This window comes from Citrobacter sp. wls710, assembly GCF_005281115.1.
GTDB lineage: Bacteria > Pseudomonadota > Gammaproteobacteria > Enterobacterales > Enterobacteriaceae > Citrobacter > Citrobacter werkmanii.
The window spans coordinates 107,820-133,954 of sequence record NZ_SZXD01000026.1; the positions used below are offsets into that span (position 1 = coordinate 107,820).

Sequence of the window (26,135 nt, forward strand, 5' to 3'; positions counted from 1 at the left end):
CGTTTTTTGCCGCGTGGTATGTTTTATTTTGTGATGTATTTCAAAGACGTGGCGGGAATAGCATGAAAAGGCGATAGAGTCATAAATGCCGGATCGGCAAAGCCCACCCGGCATTCATATGGGGAATTAATCCTGACGCAGTACGTTGTGACCGTAAGCCAGCAGCGCGTCGGTAACGTTGCGCATCATGCGGCTTTCCGGCGCAAAACGGTGCCAGTACAACATCCGACGCTGGAACAGGCCCGGCGTCAAGTCGATAAGCTCACCGCTTTCCAGCTCTTTTTCTATCTGTAAGTGCGGGATCATGCAGCAGGTCGTGCCCTGACGGGCCAACTGGACGAAGGCTTCTGATGAGTTAACGATATGGCACGGCACGCTGCCTGGCGGCAGATCGAAGTTTTGTTGCAGGAACGCCTGATGCATATCATCAAGATGGTCAAACGCCACCGCCGGAGCTTTCAGTAGTGCAGAGCGGGTGACGCCGTTGGGGAAATAGCGCTCGGCGAACGCTTTTGAACCCACAAACAGGTAATCCAGCGCGCCAAGTTTATCCACCAGACAGCTTGGCAGAGCCTGATGTTGAATACTCACCGCACCGACCACTTCACCACGGCGCAGACGTTCCTGGGTGCGCGTTTCATCCTCAACCTGCAGGTTCAGGCGAATCGGCGAATTAGCCAGTACCGGGGCCAGCGCCGGAAGCAACCAGGTCGCCAGACTGTCGGCGTTCACCGCCAGCGAAAGCAGCAGCGGCGTGGAGCCAGTTTGCTCATCACCCAGCCACTCATCTTCCAGCAGTTCAACCTGGCGTAAAAGCGCCAGCAGTTTCTGCCCTTGTTCAGTAGGGCGAGGCGGTACGGTACGCACCAGCAGCGGCTGTCCGAACATATTCTCAAGCTGTTTTATGCGCTGTGAAACGGCGGATTGCGTGATGCACAGCTTTTGCGCCGCGCGCTCAAATCCTCGTTCACGAATAACCGCATCCAGTGCTTGTAGTGTTCTGTAGTCCGGACGTTTCATTGCTTTGGCGCACTCCTGAAATTTTTGCTTGTTCTGCACTATGACACAAATTTGGGTTGGGTAAAGACGAAATCAGCCACCTGGTAGCGGGTGTGGGGACATTTTTCTGCACAATGTTCTATAATGCGCGTGAATTTTCCCACCATATTCACACCACAGGCGAAACGATCATGACGCAGGATGAACTGAAAAAAGCAGTAGGATGGGCGGCACTTCAGTATGTACAGCCCGGTACCATTGTGGGCGTAGGTACAGGTTCAACAGCCGCACACTTTATTGATGCGCTGGGCACAATGAAAGGTCAGATTGAAGGCGCGGTGTCCAGTTCTGACGCCTCGACCGAAAAACTCAAAAGCCTTGGCATCCACGTGTTCGATCTTAACGAAGTGGACAGCCTCGGCGTCTACGTTGACGGCGCAGATGAAATCAACGGCCATATGCAGATGATTAAAGGCGGTGGCGCCGCGTTGACCCGTGAAAAAATCATTGCTTCCGTGGCGAAAAAATTTATCTGCATCGCTGACGCGTCTAAAGAAGTCGATATTCTCGGTAACTTCCCGTTGCCGGTAGAAGTTATCCCAATGGCGCGTAGCGCAGTGGCTCGCCAGTTGGTGAAGCTGGGCGGTCGTCCTGAATACCGTCAGGGCGTGGTAACTGACAATGGTAACGTGATCCTTGATGTGCACGGTCTGGAAATCCTCGACGCCATCGCGCTGGAAAACGCCATTAATGCGATTCCGGGCGTGGTAACCGTAGGTTTGTTCGCTAACCGTGGTGCGGATGTCGCGCTGATCGGTACCCCAGACGGCGTGAAAACTATCGTAAAATGATCTGATGGGAGCGTCTTCTCCCGTTAAAAAAATTTTGGCAGGGCAAATTTGGTGACTTGTGTCACGTTTACAATATTGCCCTGCCGATCTCTCCAAAGAAAAAGTTATCGCCAGTATTTTCCTCTGACATTTCCCGCTGAATGACATTTCCTCAGCATGACGACGCAAACGTTCATATTGCCGCAATATTATTTTTTGATATGTTGAAGAGGCGGATGAAAATCCCACACACAACACATCAGATTGAACAAAAAAGACAGGGTCGGGGAAATGGCAAAGGTATCACTGGAGAAAGATAAGATTAAATTTCTGCTGGTAGAAGGCGTGCATCAAAAAGCACTCGAAAGCCTTCGTGCAGCAGGTTATACCAACATCGAGTTTCACAAAGGCGCTCTGGACACCGAACAACTGAAAGAGTCCATCCGTGATGCCCACTTCATTGGCCTGCGATCCCGTACCCATCTGACTGAAGATGTAATTGCCGCCGCAGAAAAACTGGTCGCGATTGGTTGCTTCTGCATCGGCACCAACCAGGTTGATCTTAGCGCTGCGGCAAAGCGCGGGATCCCGGTGTTTAACGCGCCATTCTCTAACACTCGCTCCGTTGCTGAACTGGTGATTGGTGAACTGCTGCTACTGTTACGCGGCGTACCAGAAGCGAACGCCAAAGCGCACCGCGGCGTGTGGAATAAACTGGCTACTGGCTCTTTTGAAGCGCGCGGCAAAAAACTGGGGATCATCGGCTACGGGCACATTGGTACTCAGTTAGGCATTCTGGCGGAATCGCTGGGGATGCATGTCTATTTCTATGATATTGAAAATAAACTTCCGCTGGGTAACGCCACGCAGGTTCAGCATCTTTCCGATCTGCTCAATATGAGCGACGTGGTGAGTCTGCACGTGCCGGAAAATGCCTCTACCAAAAACCTGATGGGCGCGCGTGAGATTTCGCTGATGAAACCGGGCGCGCTGCTGATTAACGCCGCGCGCGGTACGGTGGTTGATATTCCAGCCCTGTGCGACGCGTTAGCGACCAAGCACCTGGCAGGGGCGGCAATTGACGTTTTCCCAACCGAACCGGCAACGAACAGCGATCCGTTCACTTCGCCGCTGTGTGATTTCGACAACGTGATCCTGACGCCGCATATTGGTGGTTCCACGCTGGAAGCGCAGGAAAATATCGGTCTGGAAGTGGCGGGGAAACTGATCAAGTATTCCGACAACGGCTCCACGCTGTCTGCGGTTAACTTCCCGGAAGTTTCGCTGCCGCTGCATGGTGGTCGTCGTCTGATGCACATTCACGAAAACCGTCCTGGCGTTCTGACCGCGCTGAACCAGATTTTTGCCGAGCAGGGCGTCAACATTGCTGCGCAGTATCTGCAGACTTCCGCACAGGTAGGTTATGTGGTTATCGATATTGAAGCGGATGAAGATGTGGCGGAAAAAGCGCTGCTGGCGATGAAAGCCCTTCCGGGAACCATTCGCGCCCGTCTGCTGTACTAATTTCCTCTAAATGGGCAGGCGATGACCTGCCCATCCTTCCTCTGATTTCCCGGCCTCAAAATTTCTTTCTGTAACGCCTACATTCTGTTTTCGAGCCTTGCCGCAATTGGCAACTAAAGGCAGTGCTGCGTGTTGTACAGCACTAAAAGAAATTTACGATAGGGGCTCAGCATAGTGCTGAAACGGGAAAGCCCCTACCGAAGCAGGGGCTCTAAAAAGGAAAGGGACGATGATGAGATACGTCATCATGCTGCTGATCCTGTTAATCATCGCTACGCCAGCATATTAACAGAGAGTACGCAGGAGGGAGGTTCGCCTCCCTCACCCTTCACCGAGGAATTTAGGTCAAAAAAACGGCGCTGTCAATCGGCAAAAAACGGCTACCACTGCCAAATTTTGGATGGTGTCACCACCGCAGGCAGTGGGATATCCCACTCTTCGACAGGCAGCTTTTCCACTAACTGGCAATCATGTGCGTAGCCCACGGGTTGGATCTTATGCTGTTGCCAGTTTTGCAACGTGCGGTCATAAAATCCGCCGCCCATGCCCAGACGCTGGCCGTCTTCATCAAACGCGACTAACGGCGTAACCAGTACATCCAGCTTTGCCAGTGGCAATACGTCGCGGACATCAAGTCGTGGCTCCTGGATCTTTAAGCGGTTGGTCACCAGCGCACTCTGTGGATGATAGTGCAGGAACAGCAGGTTGCCAGGGCTAAAGGGATGAAGAACCGGAAGGTAGACGCGCTTACCCGCTCGCCACAGCTGTTCAATCAGCGGTTGGGTGTCGAGTTCGCCATCGAAAGAGAGAAACACCGCTACGGTATGGGCAAGAACAACAGGGGGAAAACTGAGCATTCTGGTCGCGGCTTGCTGACCAAAGTGTTGTTGCTGATCGCTGGTAAGCGCACGGCGACGCTGACGAATCAGTGTGCGTATTTCTTGTCGGGATAAAGGGAGTTCAGAAAGTAGTGTCATGGCTGTTGCCAGGTAGAAGGGAATCTCCGAGATGCCGCCGCAGGCTGTAACCCTTGAACCCTTGGTTCAAGGTGAATGCGTCGTCACAGTTTTAAGGCTTCTCGGACGGGCCGAGCATGCTCACCAACCGTGGAGCGCCACATTCTTGTGGTATGAAATATCGGCTCAGGGGACTGGCCCGCTTGCAAACATCTCAGAGAAATTTTGTCTTCACGGTCACTCTACCACAGTAAACCGAAAAGTGTTATTCAAAGTTTTGGCCCGTTTTTTCGGTTATGCGACCCTGATCAAGCAACGCTTGTTCGATGGTCTGTTGCAGCATCCGAATACGTTGTTCCATGCTCGCCGCGTACTCACGCGTCTTCGCTTTTTCCTGAGTTAATTCATAGCTGATGTTCAACGCGGCGATGAAAACCAACTGCTCAGTATTTGTGACTCTAGTGCGAACTTTCAGATCTTGCAATCGCTGATTGAGATCGTCCGCAGCCTGATTCAACGCATCCCTTTGTTCAGGCGGGCAATTCACTCGCAGTGAACGGCCAAATATTTGGATATCGACGGGTTGTGCAGACATGCCACCTTCCTGCTGATTGACTGCGCTGCCTTCGTCTCCAGACCTTGGGTCCGCGAAGGGGCGACACTATAGCTACCCTGGTATCAAGATACAAGCCCTTTTCTGGTCCACCAGGGTCCAAAGTGGTAGCATATCATGAATATTCCTCCCTTTGATGACGAATGCTTATGTCTATACAGAACGAAATGCCTGGCTACAGCGAAGTTAGCCAGTTTTTGAACCAACAAGGGGCTGGATTAACCCCGGCCGAAATGCACGGCTTAATCAGCGGGATGATTTGTGGTGGCAACAACGACAGCTCATGGCAGCCGCTGTTGCACGACCTGACGAACGAAGGTCTGGCCTTTGGTCACGAGCTGGCTCAGGCACTGCTGAAAATGCACTCTGCTACCAGCGATGCCCTTGAGGACGACGGCTTCCTTTTTCAGCTTTTTCTGCCTGAAGGTGATGACGTCAGCGTGTTCGATCGCGCCGATGCGCTGGCTGGCTGGGTAAACCACTTTCTGCTGGGTCTCGGCGTTACGCAGCCTAAGCTCGACAAAGTGACCGGCGAAACCGGTGAAGCGATTGACGACCTGCGCAATATCGCTCAGTTGGGATATGACGAAGACGAAGATCAGGAAGAGCTGGAAATGTCGCTCGAAGAGATCATCGAATACGTGCGCGTAGCCGCCTTGCTGTGCCATGACACGTTTACGCGTCAGCAGCCGACGGCGCCGGAAGTCCGCAAACCGACTCTGCACTAAATACAACAACGCCAAGGAGAGTGTTATGAGTGAGATATCTCAGCAAGAATTCCAGCGTCGTCGTCAGGCTTTGCTGGCACAAATGCAGCCCGGCAGCGCCGCGCTGATTTTTGCCGCGCCGGAAACGACGCGCAGCGCGGACAGTGAATACCCGTACCGCCAGAACAGTGATTTCTGGTATTTCACCGGCTTTAACGAGCCTGAAGCCGTGCTGGTGCTGATTAAAAGTGATGACACTCATAACCACAGTGTTTTGTTCAACCGGGTTCGCGACCTGACGGCTGAGATCTGGTTTGGCCGCCGTCTGGGCCAGGATGCCGCACCGGCAAAACTCGGCGTTGATCGGGCGCTGGCCTTCAGTGAAATCAATCAACAGTTGCATCTGCTGCTCAATGGTCTGGACGCGGTGTATCACGCTCAGGGCGAATATGGCTGGGCCGACGAAATTGTCTGCACGGCGCTGGATAAACTACGCAAAGGCTCCAGACAAAATCTGCACGCACCTGCCGCGATCATCGACTGGCGTCCGATGGTGCATGAAATGCGCCTGTTCAAATCACCGGAAGAGATTGCGATCATGCGCCGTGCCGGAGAGATCACCGCCCTGGCGCATACCCGCGCGATGGAAAAATGCCGTCCGGGGATGTTTGAATACCAACTGGAAGGGGAGATTCACCACGAATTTACCCGCCACGGCGCGCGTTATCCATCCTATAACACCATTGTCGGAAGCGGTGAAAACGGCTGTATCCTGCATTACACCGAAAATGAAAGTGAAATGTGCGATGGCGAGCTGGTGCTAATTGACGCTGGCTGTGAATACAAAGGCTATGCGGGCGACATTACGCGTACCTTCCCGGTTAATGGCAAATTTACCCCCGCGCAGCGTGAAATCTACGATATCGTACTGGAATCCCTGGAGACCAGCCTACGTCTGTATCGCCCCGGAACCTCCATTCAGGACGTCACCGGTGAAGTTGTGCGCATCATGATTACCGGTCTGGTGAAGCTTGGCATCCTGCACGGCGACGTCGACCAGTTAATTACCGAGAATGCGCATCGCCCATACTTTATGCATGGTCTTAGCCACTGGCTGGGGCTGGATGTGCACGACGTTGGCGTTTATGGTCAGGATCGTTCGCGTATCCTTGAGCCAGGAATGGTGCTTACCGTCGAGCCAGGGTTATATATCGCACCGGATGCCGATGTACCGGCTGCTTATCGTGGCATTGGCATTCGTATAGAAGATGACATCCTCATCACCGAAGACGGTAACGAAAACCTGACCGCCAGCGTGGTGAAGAAAGCGGATGATATTGAAGCCTTAATGGCTGCGGCGCGACTGCAATGAGCGTAATTATCGTCGGTGGTGGCATGGTCGGTGCGACGCTGGCGCTGGCCATTTCCCAGCTCAGTCATGGGACGCTGCCAGTTCATCTGATAGAAGCGAGCGAACCTGAAACTGACCGTCATCCTGGGTTTGACGCCCGGGCGATTGCGCTGGCGGCAGGCACCTGTCAGCAGTTGGCGCGAATTGGCGTGTGGCAGGCGATTGCCGATTGCGCAACGGCAATCAAAACGGTCCACGTCAGCGATCGCGGCCATGCTGGATTTGTTACGCTGGATGCGCAGGAATATCGTCTCCCGGCGCTGGGTCAGGTGGTGGAACTCCACGATGTTGGGCTGCGTCTGTTTGCGCTACTGCGTAAAGCGCCGGGCGTCACGCTACATTGTCCCGATCGCGTAGCCAGCGTGGCGCGTGCGCAGGAACATGTTGAGGTCACGCTGGAAAATGGCGAGGTTATTACCGGTCGCGTGGTGGTCGCCGCTGACGGTACGCGTTCCGCGCTGGCTACCGCCTGCGGCGTGGACTGGCAGCAGCAGCCTTATGAACAACTGGCGGTAATCGCCAATGTCACGACCTCCGTTCCTCACGATGGGCGAGCGTTTGAACGCTTCACGCAGCATGGCCCGCTGGCAATGCTACCGATGTCTGATGGTCGCTGCTCGCTGGTATGGTGCCACCCGCTGGAGCAGCGTGATGAGATCATGGCCTGGTCCGACGAACGGTTTTGTCGTGAATTGCAAACCGCGTTTGGCTGGCGGCTGGGGCGTATTACCCAGGCCGGTAAACGCAGCGCTTATCCGTTGTCATTAACTACTGCGCTGAAGGCGATGACCCATCGTACCGTGCTGGTGGGGAATGCCGCTCAGACGCTACATCCCATTGCCGGACAAGGTTTCAACCTTGGTCTGCGCGACGTAATGAGCCTGGCTGAGACGTTAACTCAGGCGCAAAACTGCGCGGAAGATATTGGTGATTACGCAGTGCTGGCACGCTATCAGCAACGCCGCGAGCGCGATCGCGAAACGACGATTGGTGTGACCAATAATTTAGTGTATTTGTTTGCCAATCGCTGGGCTCCGCTGGTTGTTGGCCGCAATGTCGGGCTGATGGCGATGGAATTATTCACACCCGCGCGCGATGTGCTGGCGGAGCGGACCCTGGGTTGGGTTGCGCGATAAATATGGCCTGTAAGCCGGATGGCGGCGTAAACGCCTTATCCGGTCTACGGTTTTGATTGTTCCGGTTTCCAGGAGTAAACAGTGCAAAGTGTTGATGTAGCAATTGTCGGTGGCGGCATGGTGGGACTGGCGGTTGCCTGCGGCTTGCAGGGCAGCGGGTTACGCGTTGCGGTGTTAGAACAACATGTTCCGCAGCCGTTGGCGGCGGATGCAGCTCCTCAGCTTCGCGTGTCGGCAATCAATGCCTCCAGTGAAAAACTGCTTACTCGTTTGGGCGTCTGGTCAGATATCGTTGCCCGTCGCGCGTGCTGCTATCACGGTATGGAAGTCTGGGACAAAGACAGCTTCGGGCGCATTGAATTTGACGACCAGAGCATGGGCTACAGCCATTTGGGCCACATCGTCGAAAACTCAGAGATCCATTACGCGCTGTGGCAAAAGGCGCAGCGTTCGCCGGATATTACGCTGCTGGCACCCGCTGAAATACAGCAGGTAGCCTGGGGTGAGAACGAGGCATTTCTGACCCTGAAAGAGGGCGCAATGCTGACGGCTCGCCTGGTGATCGGCGCGGATGGCGCTAACTCCTGGCTGCGTAATAAAGCAGACATTCCGCTCACCTTCTGGGATTACCGTCATCATGCGCTGGTGGCGACGATCCGTACGCAGGAAGCCCACGGCGCGGTTGCGCGCCAGGCGTTTCACGGCGAGGGTATCCTGGCATTCCTGCCGCTCAGTGACCCGCATCTGTGCTCTATCGTCTGGTCACTTTCTCCGCAGGAAGCCGAACGCATGCAGCAGGCAAGCGTTGACGAGTTTAATCAGGCGCTAAATATCGCTTTTGATAACCGTCTGGGACTGTGCAGCGTTGAAAGCGAACGGCAGACGTTTCCGCTGACGGGACGCTATGCGCGTCAGTTCGCCGCCCATCGTCTGGCGCTGGTGGGGGATGCGGCACATACTATCCATCCGCTGGCGGGTCAGGGGGTTAACCTCGGCTTTATGGATGCGGCAGAGCTTATCGATGAGCTTAAGCGGCTACAACGTCAGGGCAAAGATATTGGCCAGTATCTCTATTTGCGTCGCTATGAGCGCAGCCGTAAGCACAGCGCAGCAATGATGCTGGCCGGTATGCAGGGCTTCCGTGAACTGTTTGCCGGTGAGAATCCGGCGAAGAAACTGCTGCGTGATATTGGTCTGAAACTGGCCGATACCCTTCCGGGCGTAAAACCGCAGCTCATCCGTCAGGCGATGGGACTGAACGATCTTCCCGAGTGGCTACGTTAGCGTCCGTAAGGACAATCTTAAGAGTTTGAGACCCGTCACATTTTCCTCTCCCGGCCCTCGCGCCGGGATGCTTCTCTCATTTGAAATAATCTAATTCCACACCTTTTTTCGCATTAGTTTTTTTAATATCACGTTTTTTTCATAACGCCATTTTTGACATTTTTTCCACATTTAATGTTGTTTGCTGCTGATCACTCTTCCTTATTTATGCTTATTATTCTGATTTTTTGGTGTGGTTATGGGTTTTTATTCTGTCGTCGATCTGGCCATTTTTTGCCATAAGCTAATGTGATGGCTAATTTTGCCTTATGGTTTAGCGTCTGTTTCGGTGGTAAGTTCAGGACAAAGAGAACGTTTGCGTCGTAGCCCCTGGAGCGGCTGCGGTGCTGGGTTTCGTGGCGAAAATTTCACCGCGAAAGAGTTGGTAGCCCCGCTTATTCAACGAGGAAAAGATGGCTCAACAGACTCCTTTGTACGAACAACACACGCTATGTGGCGCGCGCATGGTAGATTTCCATGGCTGGATGATGCCACTGCATTACGGTTCTCAGCTCGATGAACACCATGCTGTTCGCACCGATGCCGGTATGTTTGATGTGTCGCATATGACCATCGTCGACCTGCGCGGCAGCCGCACCCGGGAGTTCTTGCGTTATCTGCTGGCAAACGACGTCGCGAAGCTAACGAAGACGGGTAAAGCCCTCTACTCCGGTATGCTTAACGCATCGGGCGGTGTGATAGATGACCTGATTGTCTATTACTTCACTGAAGATTTCTTCCGCCTCGTTGTAAACTCCGCCACCCGCGAAAAAGACCTCTCCTGGATTACCCAACACGCTGAACCTTACGCCATCGACATCACCGTTCGTGACGACCTGTCGCTGATTGCGGTGCAGGGGCCAAACGCGCAGGAAAAAGCAGCAACGTTGTTTACTGACGAACAGCGCCATGCGGTAGAAGGTATGAAGCCGTTCTTCGGCGTTCAGGCGGGTGATTTGTTTATCGCAACCACCGGTTATACCGGCGAAGCAGGCTATGAAATTGCCATGCCGAATGAAAAAGCGGCTGATTTCTGGCGTGCGCTGGTACAGGCAGGCGTCAAACCTTGCGGTCTGGGTGCGCGTGACACGCTACGTCTGGAAGCGGGCATGAACCTGTACGGTCAGGAGATGGACGAAGGGATTTCTCCACTGGAAGCCAACATGGGCTGGACCATTGCGTGGGAACCTGCCGACCGCGACTTTATTGGTCGTGAAGCGCTGGAAATGCAGCGTGAAAAAGGCCACGAACAGTTGGTCGGACTGGTGATGACCGAGAAGGGCGTGCTGCGTAATGAACTGCCAGTGCGTTTCACTGACGCTTCCGGTAACCAACATGAAGGCATTATCACCAGCGGAACATTCTCCCCAACGCTGGGTTACAGCATCGCGCTGGCGCGTGTCCCTGCGGGTATTGGTGAGACCGCGATCGTGCAGATCCGTAACCGCGAAATGCCAGTAAAAGTCACTAAACCTGTTTTTGTGCGTAACGGCAAAGCCGTCGCGTGATTCATCCTTTTTGGAGATTGATTGATGAGCAACGTACCTGCAGAACTGAAATACAGCAAAGAACACGAATGGCTGCGCAAAGAAGCTGACGGCTCTTACACCGTTGGTATCACCGAACATGCTCAGGAGCTGTTGGGTGACATGGTTTTCGTAGACCTGCCAGAAGTTGGTGCCACCGTCAGCGCGGGCGATGACTGCGCCGTTGCGGAATCCGTAAAAGCGGCTTCTGATATTTATGCGCCGGTAAGCGGTGAGATCGTCGCGGTTAACGACGCGCTGAGCGACTCCCCGGAACTGGTCAACAGCGAACCGTATGCCGGTGGCTGGATCTTCAAAATCAAAGCCAGCGATGAAAGCGAAATCGAATCGCTGCTGGATGCTACTGCGTACGAAGCATTGTTAGAAGACGAATAAATACGCTTCATTCTTCACGTTGCAGGTGTGTTGGCTTCCTCGCTCACCCCAGTCACTTACTTATGTAAGCTCCTGGGGATGTGCTGCGTCGCCGCCGTCCTGCAACGCGAATTATTTTGCGTATTCAGGTAAGTAGAGACACCTACGATTCACTGCACGTTTCAGGAACCATCGCCCATGACACAGACGTTAAGCCAGCTTGAAAACAGCGGCGCTTTCATTGAACGCCACATCGGACCGGACGCCGCGCAGCAGCAAGAGATGCTGAATGCGGTTGGCGCCGAGTCGTTAAACGCGCTGATCGGCCAGATTGTGCCGAAAGACATTCAGCTCGCAACCCCGCCACAGGTAGGCGAGGCGGCGACAGAATACGCTGCGCTGGCCGAATTAAAAGCCATCGCCGGGCGTAACAAGCGCTTCACGTCCTACATCGGCATGGGCTACACCGCCGTGCAGTTGCCACCGGTTATCCTGCGTAACATGCTGGAAAATCCGGGTTGGTACACCGCGTATACGCCGTATCAGCCGGAAGTCTCTCAGGGCCGTCTGGAAGCGCTGCTGAACTTCCAACAGGTCACGCTGGACCTGACGGGGCTGGACATGGCCTCCGCCTCTCTGCTGGATGAAGCCACCGCGGCGGCCGAAGCCATGGCGATGGCCAAACGCGTCAGTAAACTGAAAAACGCCAACCGTTTCTTTGTGGCGGCTGATGTTCATCCGCAAACGCTGGACGTCGTGCGTACTCGCGCCGAAACCTTTGGTTTTGATGTCATTGTGGATGATGCAGCGAAAGCACTGGATCACCAGGATGTGTTCGGCGTGCTGTTGCAGCAGGTTGGTACCACTGGTGAAGTGCACGACTACAGCAAACTAATTGCTGAGCTGAAATCCCGTAAAGTTGTGGTCAGCGTCGCTGCCGACTTTATGGCGCTGGTGCTGCTGACGGCTCCAGGCAAACAAGGCGCGGATATCGTTTTCGGCTCTGCGCAACGCTTCGGCGTTCCGATGGGTTACGGTGGTCCGCACGCGGCATTCTTTGCCGCCAAAGACGAATTCAAACGCTCCATGCCAGGCCGTATTATCGGCGTATCAAAAGATGCGGCGGGCAATACCGCACTGCGCATGGCGATGCAGACTCGCGAGCAGCATATCCGTCGTGAGAAAGCGAACTCCAACATTTGTACCTCGCAGGTACTGCTGGCTAACATCGCCAGTCTGTATGCCGTTTATCATGGTCCGGTCGGCCTGAAGCGCATCGCAAATCGAATCCACCGCCTGACCGATATTCTGGCGGCAGGTCTGCAACAGAAAGGCTTAAAGCTGCGTCATGCGCATTACTTTGACACGCTGTGTGTTGAAGTGGCTGATAAAGCTGCGGTACTGGCGCGTGCGGAAGCGGCAGAGATCAACCTGCGCAGCGATATTCATAACGCGGTAGGTATTACCCTCGACGAAACCACCACCCGTGAAAACGTGGTGCAGTTGTTCACTGTTCTGCTGGGTGACAGCCACGGCCTGAACATCGACACGCTGGATAAAGACGTGGCGCTCGACAGCCGTTCCATTCAGAGCAGCATGCTGCGTGATGACGCGATCCTCAGCCACCCGGTGTTTAACCGCTACCACAGCGAAACCGAGATGATGCGCTACATGCACTCGCTGGAGCGTAAAGATCTGGCGCTGAACCAGGCGATGATCCCGCTGGGTTCCTGCACCATGAAGCTGAACGCCGCCGCCGAGATGATTCCTATCACCTGGCCGGAATTCGCTGAACTGCATCCGTTCTGCCCGCCAGAGCAGGCGGAAGGGTATCACCAGATGATTGGTCAGCTTTCCGAGTGGCTGGTAAAACTGACCGGCTATGACGCAGTCTGCATGCAGCCGAACTCCGGCGCACAAGGCGAATACGCTGGCCTGCTGGCGATTCGTCATTATCACGAAAGCCGTAACGAAGGCCATCGCGATATCTGCCTGATCCCGGCGTCAGCCCACGGTACTAACCCGGCTTCCGCACAAATGGCGGGGATGCAGGTGGTGGTAGTCGCCTGTGATAAGAACGGCAACATCGATCTGGACGATCTGCGGGCAAAAGCAGAACAACATGCCGCGAACCTTTCTTGCATCATGGTGACCTATCCGTCCACCCACGGCGTATATGAAGAAACGATCCGCGAAGTGTGTGAAGTTGTGCATCAGTTCGGCGGCCAGGTGTACCTCGACGGCGCGAACATGAACGCCCAGGTTGGAATCACCACGCCGGGCTTTATCGGCGCGGACGTTTCGCACCTCAACCTGCATAAAACCTTCTGCATTCCGCACGGCGGCGGTGGCCCAGGTATGGGACCGATTGGCGTTAAATCGCATCTGGCACCGTTCGTACCGGGCCACAGCGTCGTTCAGATTGAAGGGATGCTGACCCGTCAGGGCGCGGTGTCTGCCGCACCGTTCGGTAGCGCATCCATTCTGCCAATCAGCTGGATGTACATCCGTATGATGGGCGCAGAAGGTCTGAAGCAGGCAAGCCAGGTCGCGATTCTTAACGCTAACTACATTGCCAGCCGTCTGAAAGATGCCTATCCGGTGCTGTATACCGGTCGCGATGGCCGTGTAGCGCATGAATGTATTCTCGACATTCGCCCACTGAAAGAAGAGACCGGCATCAGCGAACTGGATATTGCCAAACGTCTGATCGACTATGGTTTCCATGCGCCAACCATGTCGTTCCCGGTAGCGGGTACGCTGATGGTGGAACCGACCGAATCTGAAAGCAAAGTGGAACTGGATCGCTTTATTAACGCGATGCTGGCAATCCGCGCTGAGATCGAGCGCGTGAAAGCCGGTGAGTGGTCGCTGGAAGATAACCCGTTGGTAAACTCGCCGCACACCCAGAATGAGCTGGTGAGTGAGTGGAACCACGGTTATAGCCGCGAAATTGCAGTCTTCCCGGCAGGCGTGGCGAACAAATACTGGCCTACCGTGAAGCGTCTTGATGACGTTTACGGCGACCGTAACCTGTTCTGCTCCTGCGTGCCGATGAGCGAATATCAGTAACTTTTCCGCGCAGTTAAACAATTTCCAGGCCGGGTAAGGCGAAGCCGCCTCCCGGCTTTTTCATATCTGGAGGTCTCTATGGGAATCGCACTTGTTACTGGCGGCAGTCGCGGTATCGGGCGAGCAACCGCGCTGCAACTGGCACTGGAGGGTTACACGGTCGCGGTTAATTTTCATCACAATATTCGTGCGGCCACCGAGGTGGTGAACAACATCGTCGCGGCAGATGGTAAGGCATTTGCTCTGCGTGCGGATATCAGTGATGAAAGTCAGGTGCTGGCGATGTTTGAATCGATCGACCGTGAAGGGGAACCGCTGACTGCGCTGGTGAATAATGCCGGGATTTTATTTGAACAGACCACGGTGGAAAACTTAACTGCAGAGCGAATTAATCGCGTACTGGCGACCAATGTTACCGGCTATTTTCTGTGCTGTCGGGAAGCGGTAAAGCGCATGTCGTTTAAGCGCTGCGGTCAGGGTGGGGCGATTGTGAATGTCTCTTCGGCGGCATCACGGCTCGGCGCGCCATTCGAATATGTCGATTATGCCGCTTCAAAAGGTGCGGTGGACACGCTCACCACCGGACTGGCACTGGAGGTGGCGGCGCAGGGGATCCGCGTAAACTGCGTACGTCCTGGCCTGATCTACACTGAGATGCATGCGTCAGGTGGAGAGCCGGGAAGAGTTGATCGCGTGAAATCCATGTTGCCTATGCAGCGTGGCGGGCAGCCGGAAGAAGTTGCGCAGGCGATTTGCTGGCTACTGAGCGAGAAAGCATCTTACGTAACGGGCAGTTTTCTTGAACTGGCGGGCGGGAAGTAGGGATTTAATTGCCGGACAGTGCTGCGTTTATCCAGCCTACGGGTGTATAACCTGTGGGCTGGATAAGGCGTTTACGCTGCCATCCGGCTAAAAATCACAGATTCTCGCCGTTGCTGGCGATTACCGCTTTATACCACTCAAAACTCTTCTTACGTGAACGTGACATATCGCCCGTGCCGTCATCGTGCTTATTCACGTAGATGAAGCCGTAGCGCTTGCTGTACTGCCCGGTGGTGAACGAAACGCAGTCGATGCAGCCCCACGGCGTGTAGCCCATCAGATCTACGCCATCATAGGTTACCGCCTTCATCATCTCTTCGATGTGGGCGCGCAGATAATCGATGCGGTAATCATCATTGATACTGCCATCTGTTTCCACTTTATCGTAGGCGCCAAACCCGTTTTCAACGATAAACAGCGGCTTCTGATAACGCTCGTACAGCTCACATAAAGCATAGCGCAGGCCAACCGGGTCAATCTGCCATCCCCAGTCGGAGGCTTTGACGTGCGGGTTCGGTACGCTGCCCTCAAAACCGGAAATGGCATCACCGCTACCACCTTCCGCTTTCACCGCGTTGGTCATGTAGTAGCTGAATCCGAGATAGTCGCAGGTTCCTTCACGCAGGATTTGCTTGTCGCCGTCTTCCATCCTGATGTTAAATTCGCGACGTTCCCACTCGTTCAGCACATAGCTTGGGTAGTAGCCGCGCAACTGGACGTCAGTGAAGACATAGCGCTCACGCATTGACTCCTGGGCGAACATGACATCTTCGGGCTTACAGGAGAACGGATAGAGCGGCACCATTGCCAGCATGCAGCCCACTTTCATTTCCGGATTGATGCGGCGTGCGGCTTTCACTGCGAGCGCGCTGGCCACGAACTGGTGATGCAGCACCTGGTACATGGTCTCTTCCGGATTTTCATGCTCGGTATACACCACACCGGAGCAGCAATAGCCAAACAACGGTGCGCGCCAGTTACGTTGGTTATTGATCTCGTTGAAGGTCATCCAGTATTTGACTTTGTGTTTGTAACGCTCAAAGACGACTTCGGCAAATCGAACAAAGAAATCAACAACTTTGCGATTGGTCCAACTCCCATACTGTTGAACCAAATGTAGCGGCATTTCGAAGTGGGAAAGGGTGATGACCGGTTCGATGTTGTATTTCAGTAATTCATCGAACATGCCGTCATAGAACTTCAGACCTTCTTCGTCCGGCTGGGTTTCGTCCCCATTGGGGAAGATACGGGTCCATGCGATGGAGGTACGGAAACATTTGAAGCCCATTTCGGCAAACAGTTTAATGTCTTCTTTGTAATGACCGTAAAAATCGACGGCTTCGTGGTTGGGGTAGTATTTACCGGGCACGACTTCCTGAGTGATTTCTCGTGGAACGCCGTGTGCCCCACCGGTCAGTACGTCGCAAATGCTGGGGCCTTTGCCACCTTTGTTCCAGCCGCCTTCGACCTGGTGCGCCGCAACTGCGCCGCCCCATAAAAAATCTTTTGCTAAGGTAAGTTTTTTCATCTGCGCTCAGTCTCAAATTAATACAATCTGATTTTGAGTCTAACAAAGGAAACCTAAATGTCACGATATAACAAAATAACGTTAATGTGATTTGTTACATCAAAAAAACAGATTGTTTTTTTACGCTATTCTTTTCGCCAGCTTGCGGCCAAGTGATTCCAGAATATAAATAACAGGGATTTGCGTGGTAATATCGTATACCCCGGCAATGCGCGTTTGTGGAACGTGCCAGGAGAGATTAAAGTCGGCGAGTTTCGCCAGACGTGAGTGTTCATGGCTGGTTACAGACAGCACTTTACAGTTGTGCAGGCTGAACTGGCTGGCAAAACGCAGGATCTCTTCTGTTTCGCCGGAGACGGAAAGCACGATTGCCAGCGCGTTTCTGGCCATGTCATTGGTTACCGGAAAATAAGGGTCGTCAATATGATTACTGAATTTGCCGACGTTGGAGAAAAAACGCGCGCCGTATTTCGCAAGAGCTCCTGACGTTCCTGCACCAACAAATATAATACGTTCGGAAGATAATATAATATCAACAGCCTGATCGAGCAGTTTATCGAATTCGTCGTTATTGACGCTTTTAAAAAAGCTGATAATTTCGCTGGCGCTGAAATTAGCCTGTTGCGGTTCATTCTGCTCTAAATATAATTTGAAGCGTACGCGAAATTCTGAGTAACCTTCACACTTAAGCTTGCGGCAAAAGCGCAGTACGGTGGTAGTGGAAACACCCACGGCATCGGCCAGTTCGCGAATGGTCATGTACATGACTTTGTCACGATTTTTGATGACATAGTTGTAGACCAGCATCTCAAGATTGTTGAGACTGGCGATGGCAGCGTGGGAGAACATACTCACAATAGCAAAACTCACTCATCAGACTTCATCTACAGGGAATAATAACATGCAGCCAAATGACATCACTTTTTTTCAGCGTTTCCAGGATGACATACTGGCCGGACGCAAAACCATCACCATTCGTGACGAGTCCGAATCACACTTCAAAACCGGTGACATTCTACGGGTTGGGCGCTTTGAAGATGAGGGATACTTCTGCACGATTGAAGTTGTTGGCACGTCAACCGTCACGCTGGATACGCTGACCGAAAAACATGCCCAACAGGAAAACATGTCGCTTGAAGAACTGAAACACGTGATCGCCGAGATTTACCCAGATCAAACGCAGTTTTATGTGATTGATTTTAAATGTATTTGATTTAATGTGTACGCTTGTTAGCTGAAAAGGTAAAATTAATTATATGATTTTTATGAACTATTTATTTTAATATAAATATTACAGCTAACATGTGTTCACTGGAACCATTCTCAGTTACGCTAGAGGGGCAATACGAAGTGTTCGTTTCTCGGGAGTAAGCTATGGTTCAGAAACCATTAATCGCGCAGGGATATTCGCTGGCAGAGGAAATAGCCAACAGCATCAGTCACGGTATCGGGTTGGTGTTTGGGATTGTCGGGCTGGTGTTGTTGCTGGTTCAGGCAGTGGATACCAACGCCAGCGCTATGGCGATTACCAGTTATAGCCTGTACGGCGGCAGCATGATCCTGCTGTTCCTCGCCTCAACTTTGTATCACGCGATCCCCCATCAGAGAGCGAAAGTCTGGCTGAAAAAATTCGACCACTGCGCGATTTATCTGCTGATTGCCGGGACCTATACGCCATTTCTGCTGGTGGGGCTTGATTCGCCGCTGGCACGTGGACTGATGATTGTTATCTGGAGCCTGGCGCTGCTCGGTATTTTATTCAAACTGACCATTGCGCACCGCTTTAAAGTTCTGTCGCTGGTGACTTACCTGACAATGGGCTGGCTATCGCTGATTGTGGTGTATCAATTGGCAGTTAAACTGGCGGCGGGAGGCGTGACGTTGCTGGCCGTTGGTGGTGTGGTCTATTCGCTGGGCGTTATTTTCTATGTCTGTAAGCGCATTCCATATAACCACGCGATCTGGCACGGCTTTGTACTGGGCGGCAGCGTTTGCCACTTCCTGGCGATTTATTTGTATGTTGGACAGGCGTAACCCTTGATTGCGGATGGTGGCTAACGCCTTATCTGGCCTACAAAATGTGCTTGTAGGCCGGATAAGCGTAGCGCCATCCGGCGTTAAGCTTTTACTCTTCCAGCGAATACGGCAGCGGCACAATATGCAGCGTTTTTGCGTCATCGCGAACACGGAACACGCTGTCGGTTTCCATGTCGTTATTCATCACGACCTGCACCAGTATCTGGCCATCAGCGAGCTGTACTGCGGCAAGTACGGTACCGGTACGACGCCAGTTCTCACCCATTTTCAGTTCCAGGTCTTCGCCTGCTTCCGGCACCCGGCTGGCCGTACCTGCCAGAGTCCACATGGCGCGTTTGTTGGCGCCGCGGAATTTGGCGCGCGCCACCATTTCCTGGCCGGTATAGCAGCCTTTTTTGAAGCTGATCCCGCCCAGAGCCTGCATATTGGTCGCCTGGGGAATAAACTGTCCGCTGTTGGCTGTATCAATGACCGGAATACCCGCTTCGATATCCAGCGCCAGCCACTGTTGACTGTTATTTAACTCCGCTTCGCCGCGCAGTTTCTCAACCAGGCTTTCCGCTGTTGCAACATCAACGATCAGCAGGAAACGCTCGGCAGGGTGTTCGAACCACAGTATTGTGGAAGCACCTTCGGTAATAACCTGTTTATCGCTGTTCGGTAATTCGCTAAAGAGATTGGCCAGCGCCGCTCGTGCCTGGAATCCCGCTACGCCCAACAGAACACGCTCGTCGTCCGGCGCAATCACTACCTTCGAGAAGACCGCATATTTCTTCAGTTCTGTAAGCTGCGCATCGCGCAAGCTGCGGCGTTCAAGCCATGCAAAACCGTCACTGTTACGGAACAGGCGCAGATTGCTCCACATTTTACCTTTGGCATCACAATGGGCTGCCAGCACGTGCTGATACTCGGTCATCTGGCTGACATCAGCTGTGACCTGACCCTGAATATACTTCTCACTGTCGACACCGGTAATGGTGGCGAGCGCCCAGTCATCGAGCGTCATTAGCGTCAGAGGTAAACGCGTTGACGCAAAAGGCTGGCGAGGAGGAAAAGATGTAAAAGCCATAATAATGTCCTGATTTGCTTAACGCCGTGATAATGACTAATGGTAAAAGAGCTATGGCCCATTGCAAGCGGTTTAAACAGGCTATTTGTGCCATATAGTAAGCTTTGCGAGGTGACATCCAAAAATGATGAATCCTTTGACTTAATGCGGTTTTATTTAGCGAACGTGCTTCCATTAGCTGATATTCCCGCAAAAGCGTGTGAAAAACACGTTACAATAGCCGGATACTTCGTTTTCGCGAGACAGGAAGAAGAACATGGATATTAATAACAAAGCACGTATTCATTGGGCATGCCGCCGCGGTATGCGTGAGCTGGACATCTCTATCATGCCGTTTTTCGAACATGAATATGACAGCTTAAGTGACGAAGAAAAACGTATCTTTATCCGTCTGCTAGAATGTGACGATCCAGATTTATTTAACTGGTTGATGAATCATGGGAAACCAGCTGATGCTCAGTTGGAGCAGATGGTGCGACTTATCCAGACACGGAATCGGGAACGTGGTCCAGTGGCAATCTGATTTACGCGTTTCGTGGCGCGCGCAGTGGCTTTCGTTGCTTGTTCATGGGCTGGTCGCGGTATTTATTTTATTGATGCCCTGGCCTTTGAGCTACACCCCCTTATGGATGGTTTTGCTCTCTCTGGTGGTGTTCGATAGTGTACGCAGCCAACGTAGAATTAACGCCTGTCAGGGCGAGATTAGGCTGTTGATGGATGGTCGTCTGCGCTGGCAAGGGCAGGAGTGGACTATCGTGAGCGCGCCCTGGATGGTCAAAACAGGCATGATGCTGCGTTTGCGTTCAGATACCGGGAAACGTCAGCATTTGTGGCTGGCGGCAGACAGTATGGATGAGGCTGAGTGGCGAGACTTACGGCGGTTAATGCTGCAACAGGCGAAGCAGGGGTAATGCCACCGTATGTCTGATGGCGTGCAGCTTTAAGGCTTAGGTTTGATGCGTGAGGTAAGCCGGATAAGGCGTTCACTGCGCCATCCGGCAACACGGTTATCAGGACCAGTGTTCGGCCATTTCCCCAAGAATTTGCTCGCACCAGTTCTGGATGCGTTCATCGCTGAGATCGTACTGGTTCGTTTCATCCAGCGCCAAACCAACAAACAGCTGTCCATCGGCAATGACGGGTTTATCGCTGGTAAATTCATAGCCTTCGGTTGGCCAGTAACCGACAAACTTGACGCCTTTGGTGACCAGTTTATCGTGCAGCATACCCAGCGCATCCAGGAACCATTCGCCATATCCTAACTGATCGCCCATCCCGTAAAGCGCGACAATTTTGCCTTCCAGGTTGAGGTCGTCCAGTTGCTCCCAGACCGCTTCCCAATCCTCCTGAATTTCACCGAAATCCCAGGTCGGGATGCCCAAAATGAGCACATCATACTGCTCCATTAAGGTCGGGGAATCATCTTTGAGGTTGTGCAGTGTCACCAGTTCGGGACCCAGGATATCGCGGATTTTTTCTGCTGCCATTTCGGTGTAGCAGGTACTGGAACCGTAAAAAAGACCCATGTTCATGACGTAAACATCTCAATTCTGCTGTAGCGTTGCGGGTAGTGTAACAGAATCGCCGCAATCCCGGCACAATGAGGCATAATGCATCAAAAATGAGAGTGAATAAGGGGCGCGAGTGGAACAGGATCTGGCGCGCATCGAGCAGTTTCTTGATGCCCTGTGGCTGGAACGAAATCTGGCGGAAAACACATTAAGTGCGTATCGTCGCGATCTGACCATGCTGGTCGAATGGCTGCATCATCGCGGCGTTTCACTGGCGACGGCGCAAAGTGATGATCTGCAGGCATTGCTGGCCGAGCGGATGGATGGGGGATATAAAGCCACCAGTTCCGCTCGCTTGCTCAGTGCCACGCGGCGCTTTTTTCAGCATCTGTACCGCGAAAAATTTCGCGAAGACGATCCCAGCGCCTCGCTAGCATCACCGAAGCTTCCGCAGCGTCTGCCCAAGGATCTCAGTGAAGCGCAGGTAGAGCGGTTGTTGCAGGCGCCGCTTATTGAGCAACCGCTGGAGCTACGCGACAAAGCCATGTTGGAAGTATTGTATGCAACGGGCCTACGCGTGTCTGAGCTGGTGGGACTGACGATGAGTGACGTCGGCCTGCGTCAGGGCGTGGTACGGGTGATCGGTAAAGGTAATAAAGAGCGCCTGGTGCCGTTGGGTGAAGAGGCGGTGTACTGGCTGGAAACGTATCTGGAACATGGCCGCCCATGGTTGCTCAACGGCGTATCGATTGATGTGCTGTTTCCCAGCCAGCGGGCGCAACAGATGACCCGTCAGACCTTCTGGCATCGTATTAAACACTATGCTGTGTTGGCGGGAATCGACAGCGAAAAACTGTCACCGCACGTCCTGCGGCATGCTTTTGCCACGCATTTGCTCAATCATGGCGCTGACCTGCGCGTGGTGCAGATGCTACTGGGGCATAGCGATCTCTCAACAACACAAATTTATACTCATGTCGCAACGGAGCGCTTGCGTCAACTACATCAACAGCATCACCCGCGAGCGTGAGTGCTGACAGGATAGGATAGGTTATGAAAAAACGTTTTATGATGTTCACTCTGCTGGCAACGGCGTTTTCCGGCATGGTACATGCAGACGATACGGCGATTCGCCAGTCATTGGCAAAGCTGGGCGTCCAGAGCACAGAGATTCAGTCTGCTCCGGTGGCGGGCATGAAAACCGTACTGACCAATAGCGGCGTGCTGTACGTAACTGAAGACGGTAAACATATTATTCAGGGACCGATGTATGACGTGAGCGGCGCAAGCCCGGTGAATGTCACTAACCAGCTGCTGATGAAGCATTTGAACGCACTGGAAAAAGAGATGATCGTCTACAAAGCGCCGCAGGAAAAACACGTCATTACCGTTTTCACCGATATCACTTGTGGCTACTGCCACAAGCTGCATGAAGAGATGAAAGACTATAATGCGTTGGGGATCACCGTTCGTTATCTGGCCTTCCCACGTCAGGGTCTGGAAAGCCAGGCTGAGCAGGACATGAAGTCGATCTGGTGCGCGAAGGATAAAAACAAAGCCTTTGATGATGCGATGGCAGGCAAGGACGTGAAACCAGCAACCTGTGATGTGGATATCGCTAACCACTACGCGCTGGGCGTGCAGTTTGGCGTTAGCGGCACGCCGGCGATTGTGCTGAGCAACGGCTATGTCGTGCCTGGCTATCAGGGCCCGAAAGAGATGAAAGAATTCCTCGACGCACATGCAAAACAAACCAGCGGTAAATAATTCGCGTGAAACAAAAGATACAACTTCGTCGGCGTGAAGCCGACGAGACAACCGAGCTACCTGATGACCTGCCGCCATTGCTGCGTCGTTTATACGCCAGCCGCGGCGTGAGAACGGCTAACGATCTGGAGCGAAGCCTGAAAGGAATGCTGCACTGGCAGACGCTGACGGGTGTGGAAAAAGCGGTTGAGATGCTGCATGACGCGTTTGAGAAAAACCTGCGCATTATGGTGGTCGGCGATTTTGATGCAGATGGCGCGACCAGCACCGCATTAAGCGTTCTTGCGCTGCGGTCGATGGGCTGTGATACCGTGGAATATCTGGTTCCCAACCGTTTTGAGGACGGCTACGGCTTAAGTCCTGAAGTGGTCGATCAGGCCCATGCACGCGGCGCACAAATGATCATGACGGTGGATAATGGGATCTCCTCCCACGCCGGGGTCGATCATGCGCATGCGCTGGGTATCCGCGTTCTGGTTACCGATCACCATCTGCCGGGGGAAATACTGCCCAATGCCGACGCCATTGTGAACCCAAACCTTGCGGACTGTCCTTTCCCGTCAAAATCGCTGGCGGGAGTGGGGGTGGCGTTCTACCTGATGCTGGTGCTGTGTAATCATCTAAAGAGTAAGGGCTGGTTTGACGCGCGTGGAATCGCGGTACCGAAGATTGTGGAATATCTCGATCTGGTCGCGCTGGGGACAGTGGCGGACGTTGTTCCGCTGGATGCTAACAACCGTATCCTGACCTGGCAGGGCTTGTCCCGTATTCGTGCGGGCGTCTGCCGTCCGGGTATCAAGGCGCTTCTGGAAATCGCCAATCGCGAACCGGCTAAGCTGGTGGCGAGCGATTTGGGTTTTGCGCTGGGACCACGGCTGAATGCCGCTGGCCGTCTGGATGATATGTCCGTCGGCGTGGCGCTGTTGCTGTGCGACAACATTGGCGAGGCACGCGTGCTGGCCAATGAACTGGACGCGCTCAATCAGACACGCAAAGAAATTGAGCAGGGCATGCAGGCGGAAGCGCTGACCCTGTGTGAAAAGCTGGAGCGCAGCAGCGAGACGCTACCGGGCGGCCTTGCGATGTACCATCCTGAGTGGCATCAGGGGGTAGTCGGCATTCTGGCATCGCGCATTAAAGAGCGTTTTCATCGTCCGGTGATTGCGTTTGCTCCTGCCGGCGACGGTACGCTCAAAGGCTCCGGGCGTTCGATTCAGGGGCTGCACATGCGTGATGCGCTGGAGCGCCTGGACACCCTTCATCCTGGCATGATCCTCAAGTTTGGCGGTCACGCCATGGCGGCGGGCTTGTCGCTGGAAGAGGCGCAGTTTGAGCGTTTCCAGCAGCGTTTCGGCGAACTGGTAACCGAGTGGCTGGATCCCGCCTTGCTGCAGGGCGAAGTGGTGTCAGATGGCCCGCTAAGCGCCGCGGAGATGACCATGGAGGTCGCGCAAATGCTGCGCGATGCCGGGCCGTGGGGGCAAATGTTCCCGGAACCGCTGTTTGATGGACATTTCCGTCTCCTTCAGCAGCGTTTGGTGGGGGAGCGTCATCTGAAGGTGATGGTGGAGCCGGTTGGCGGGGGACCTCTGCTGGACGGAATTGCGTTCAACGTTGATACCAGTTGCTGGCCGGACAACGGCGTGCGCGATGTTCAGTTGGCCTATAAACTGGATATTAATGAGTTTCGCGGCAACCGCAGTTTGCAGCTAATAATCGACAATATCTGGCCACTTTAGCGTCACTAATCGCTATAAAAAAGGGCGTGGATTAGTTACAATCCCGCTCTTATAACCGCATTTTGACTAGTCCAATAAAAGAAATCAGACAATGTTTGAAATTAATCCGGTAAATAACCGCATTCAGGACCTCACGGAGCGCTCTGACGTTCTTAGGGGGTATCTTTGACTATGATGCCAAGAAAGAGCGTCTGGAAGAAGTAAACGCCGAGCTGGAGCAGCCGGACGTATGGAACGAACCCGAACGCGCGCAGGCGCTGGGTAAAGAGCGTTCCTCCCTCGAGGCTATCGTCGATACACTCGACCAAATGAGCCAGGGCCTGGAAGATGTCTCCGGCCTGTTGGAACTGGCTGTAGAAGCCGACGACGAAGAAACCTTTAACGAAGCCGTAGCAGAACTCGATACCCTGGAAGATAAGCTGGCGCAGCTGGAATTCCGTCGTATGTTCTCCGGCGAATATGACAGCGCAGATTGCTATCTCGATATTCAGGCTGGCTCCGGTGGTACGGAAGCGCAAGACTGGGCAAGCATGCTGATGCGTATGTATCTGCGTTGGGCTGAAGCACGCGGCTTTAAGACTGAAATTATTGAAGAATCTGAAGGTGAAGTGGCGGGTATTAAATCCGTGACCATCAGAATTGCTGGCGAATATGCGTACGGTTGGCTGCGGACTGAAACCGGCGTACACCGTCTGGTACGTAAGAGCCCGTTCGACTCCGGCGGTCGCCGCCATACGTCGTTCAGCTCGGCGTTTGTCTATCCGGAAGTTGACGATGATATCGATATCGACATCAACCCGGCGGATCTGCGCATTGACGTTTATCGCGCCTCTGGTGCGGGCGGTCAGCACGTTAACCGTACAGAATCGGCGGTACGTATCACCCACATCCCGACCGGGATTGTGACGCAGTGTCAGAACGACCGTTCCCAGCACAAGAACAAAGACCAGGCCATGAAGCAGATGAAAGCGAAGCTTTATGAACTGGAAATGCAGAAGAAGAATGCCGAGAAACAGGCGATGGAAGACAATAAGTCAGATATCGGCTGGGGTAGCCAGATTCGTTCTTATGTCCTTGATGACTCCCGCATTAAAGATCTGCGTACCGGGGTTGAAACCCGTAACACGCAGGCGGTGCTGGATGGCAGCCTGGATCAATTTATCGAAGCAAGTTTGAAAGCAGGGTTATGA

25 protein-coding genes and 1 other RNA gene are annotated in these 26,135 nt (G+C 53.4%); 18 read left to right on the top strand and 8 right to left on the bottom strand.

Annotated features, from left to right (window positions below):
• Positions 1-126: 126 nt before the first annotated feature.
• Entirely contained in the window at positions 127-1,020 is an 894-nt protein-coding gene (gene argP, locus FDX14_RS09635; protein ID WP_032940465.1) for a DNA-binding transcriptional regulator ArgP, read from the bottom strand.
• A 170-nt stretch (positions 1,021-1,190) separates the two neighbouring features.
• Here argP and rpiA point away from each other — a divergent pair, with 170 nt between their 5' ends.
• Positions 1,191-1,850, top strand: coding sequence for a ribose-5-phosphate isomerase RpiA (rpiA, locus tag FDX14_RS09640; protein ID WP_016154364.1), 660 nt, complete (start codon positions 1,191-1,193; stop codon positions 1,848-1,850).
• 270 nt (positions 1,851-2,120) lie between these two features.
• Entirely contained in the window at positions 2,121-3,353 is a 1,233-nt protein-coding gene (serA, locus tag FDX14_RS09645; protein ID WP_006686878.1) for a phosphoglycerate dehydrogenase, read from the top strand.
• Between the two features lie 380 nt (positions 3,354-3,733).
• On the opposite strand, the gene FDX14_RS09650 is transcribed toward serA, so the two are convergent.
• From FDX14_RS09650 to zapA, 3 genes are all read right to left on the bottom strand, one after another.
• Positions 3,734-4,330, bottom strand: coding sequence for a 5-formyltetrahydrofolate cyclo-ligase (locus FDX14_RS09650; protein ID WP_042310896.1), 597 nt, complete (start codon positions 4,328-4,330; stop codon positions 3,734-3,736).
• 19 nt (positions 4,331-4,349) lie between these two features.
• A non-coding RNA gene (gene ssrS / locus FDX14_RS09655) (6S RNA) lies at positions 4,350-4,533 on the bottom strand.
• A 41-nt stretch (positions 4,534-4,574) separates the two neighbouring features.
• On the bottom strand, positions 4,575-4,904 hold the full coding sequence (gene zapA, locus FDX14_RS09660) for a cell division protein ZapA (RefSeq protein ID WP_003026980.1): 330 nt from the start codon (positions 4,902-4,904) through the stop codon (positions 4,575-4,577).
• 167 nt (positions 4,905-5,071) lie between these two features.
• Between zapA and FDX14_RS09665 the strand changes: the two genes are divergently transcribed.
• The 8 genes from FDX14_RS09665 (at position 5,072) to FDX14_RS09700 (ending at position 15,294) form a co-directional block, all read left to right on the top strand.
• Positions 5,072-5,650 carry a YecA/YgfB family protein gene (locus FDX14_RS09665; protein WP_137349424.1) on the top strand — a complete coding sequence of 193 codons (579 nt, stop codon included), beginning with the start codon at positions 5,072-5,074 and terminating at the stop codon, positions 5,648-5,650.
• Between the two features lie 25 nt (positions 5,651-5,675).
• A complete protein-coding gene (pepP, locus tag FDX14_RS09670; RefSeq protein WP_079226016.1) occupies positions 5,676-7,001 on the top strand; it encodes a Xaa-Pro aminopeptidase in 1,326 nt (441 codons plus the stop codon).
• Entirely contained in the window at positions 6,998-8,176 is a 1,179-nt protein-coding gene (ubiH, locus tag FDX14_RS09675; RefSeq protein WP_137349425.1) for a 2-octaprenyl-6-methoxyphenyl hydroxylase, read from the top strand. Before pepP ends, ubiH begins: the two co-directional genes overlap by 4 nt.
• An 81-nt stretch (positions 8,177-8,257) precedes the next feature.
• Positions 8,258-9,460, top strand: a complete 1,203-nt coding sequence (ubiI, locus tag FDX14_RS09680; RefSeq protein ID WP_137349426.1) for an FAD-dependent 2-octaprenylphenol hydroxylase — start codon at positions 8,258-8,260, stop codon at positions 9,458-9,460.
• A gap of 452 nt (positions 9,461-9,912) precedes the next feature.
• Complete coding sequence (gcvT, locus tag FDX14_RS09685) at positions 9,913-11,007, top strand: glycine cleavage system aminomethyltransferase GcvT (protein WP_048215585.1); 1,095 nt, start codon at positions 9,913-9,915, stop codon at positions 11,005-11,007.
• 24 nt (positions 11,008-11,031) lie between these two features.
• Complete coding sequence (gene gcvH / locus FDX14_RS09690) at positions 11,032-11,421, top strand: glycine cleavage system protein GcvH (RefSeq protein WP_006686886.1); 390 nt, start codon at positions 11,032-11,034, stop codon at positions 11,419-11,421.
• 177 nt (positions 11,422-11,598) lie between these two features.
• Complete coding sequence (gene gcvP / locus FDX14_RS09695) at positions 11,599-14,472, top strand: aminomethyl-transferring glycine dehydrogenase (protein WP_079226018.1); 2,874 nt, start codon at positions 11,599-11,601, stop codon at positions 14,470-14,472.
• Between the two features lie 78 nt (positions 14,473-14,550).
• The gene (locus FDX14_RS09700; protein ID WP_137349427.1) at positions 14,551-15,294 is read left to right on the top strand and encodes an SDR family oxidoreductase; all 744 of its coding nucleotides are present in this window, start codon (positions 14,551-14,553) and stop codon (positions 15,292-15,294) included.
• A gap of 94 nt (positions 15,295-15,388) precedes the next feature.
• Here the strand turns inward: FDX14_RS09700 and bglA are convergent, their stop codons facing one another.
• Together bglA and FDX14_RS09710 are read right to left on the bottom strand one after the other, a co-directional pair.
• Positions 15,389-16,822 carry a 6-phospho-beta-glucosidase BglA gene (bglA, locus tag FDX14_RS09705; protein WP_137349428.1) on the bottom strand — a complete coding sequence of 478 codons (1,434 nt, stop codon included), beginning with the start codon at positions 16,820-16,822 and terminating at the stop codon, positions 15,389-15,391.
• Between the two features lie 120 nt (positions 16,823-16,942).
• The gene (locus FDX14_RS09710) at positions 16,943-17,671 is read right to left on the bottom strand and encodes a MurR/RpiR family transcriptional regulator (protein ID WP_042310878.1); all 729 of its coding nucleotides are present in this window, start codon (positions 17,669-17,671) and stop codon (positions 16,943-16,945) included.
• Positions 17,672-17,723: 52 nt separating this feature from the next.
• Between FDX14_RS09710 and yqfB the strand changes: the two genes are divergently transcribed.
• Positions 17,724-18,035 (top strand): N(4)-acetylcytidine aminohydrolase, encoded by a 312-nt coding sequence (gene yqfB / locus FDX14_RS09715; protein ID WP_042310876.1) that lies wholly within the window; start codon positions 17,724-17,726, stop codon positions 18,033-18,035.
• A 161-nt stretch (positions 18,036-18,196) separates the two neighbouring features.
• A complete protein-coding gene (trhA, locus tag FDX14_RS09720; protein WP_038633489.1) occupies positions 18,197-18,856 on the top strand; it encodes a PAQR family membrane homeostasis protein TrhA in 660 nt (219 codons plus the stop codon).
• Positions 18,857-18,947: 91 nt separating this feature from the next.
• Here trhA and ygfZ read toward each other — a convergent pair whose 3' ends face one another.
• Complete coding sequence (ygfZ, locus tag FDX14_RS09725; RefSeq protein ID WP_137349429.1) at positions 18,948-19,928, bottom strand: tRNA-modifying protein YgfZ; 981 nt, start codon at positions 19,926-19,928, stop codon at positions 18,948-18,950.
• Positions 19,929-20,184: 256 nt separating this feature from the next.
• Between ygfZ and sdhE the strand changes: the two genes are divergently transcribed.
• Both sdhE and FDX14_RS09735 read left to right on the top strand, forming a co-directional pair.
• On the top strand, positions 20,185-20,451 hold the full coding sequence (gene sdhE, locus FDX14_RS09730; protein WP_016154349.1) for an FAD assembly factor SdhE: 267 nt from the start codon (positions 20,185-20,187) through the stop codon (positions 20,449-20,451).
• Complete coding sequence (locus FDX14_RS09735; RefSeq protein WP_038633481.1) at positions 20,432-20,839, top strand: protein YgfX; 408 nt, start codon at positions 20,432-20,434, stop codon at positions 20,837-20,839. Before sdhE ends, FDX14_RS09735 begins: the two co-directional genes overlap by 20 nt.
• Positions 20,840-20,938: 99 nt before the next feature.
• On the opposite strand, the gene fldB is transcribed toward FDX14_RS09735, so the two are convergent.
• Positions 20,939-21,460: a flavodoxin FldB gene (gene fldB, locus FDX14_RS09740; protein ID WP_038633478.1), complete on the bottom strand. Its 522-nt coding sequence runs from the start codon at positions 21,458-21,460 to the stop codon at positions 20,939-20,941.
• A 112-nt stretch (positions 21,461-21,572) separates the two neighbouring features.
• Here fldB and xerD point away from each other — a divergent pair, with 112 nt between their 5' ends.
• The 4 genes from xerD to prfB all read left to right on the top strand — a co-directional run bounded on the left by xerD (position 21,573) and on the right by prfB (position 26,135).
• The gene (gene xerD / locus FDX14_RS09745) at positions 21,573-22,469 is read left to right on the top strand and encodes a site-specific tyrosine recombinase XerD (protein ID WP_137349430.1); all 897 of its coding nucleotides are present in this window, start codon (positions 21,573-21,575) and stop codon (positions 22,467-22,469) included.
• A gap of 23 nt (positions 22,470-22,492) precedes the next feature.
• The gene (dsbC, locus tag FDX14_RS09750) at positions 22,493-23,206 is read left to right on the top strand and encodes a bifunctional protein-disulfide isomerase/oxidoreductase DsbC (RefSeq protein WP_137349431.1); all 714 of its coding nucleotides are present in this window, start codon (positions 22,493-22,495) and stop codon (positions 23,204-23,206) included.
• A 5-nt stretch (positions 23,207-23,211) separates the two neighbouring features.
• Entirely contained in the window at positions 23,212-24,945 is a 1,734-nt protein-coding gene (gene recJ / locus FDX14_RS09755) for a single-stranded-DNA-specific exonuclease RecJ (RefSeq protein ID WP_137349432.1), read from the top strand.
• A gap of 91 nt (positions 24,946-25,036) precedes the next feature.
• Positions 25,037-26,135, top strand: a protein-coding gene (gene prfB / locus FDX14_RS09760; protein ID WP_100194817.1) for a peptide chain release factor 2 whose coding sequence is annotated in 2 segments (ribosomal slippage) — positions 25,037-25,111 and positions 25,113-26,135 — 1,098 coding nt in all. Because the reading frame shifts where the segments join, the coding sequence is not laid out codon by codon here.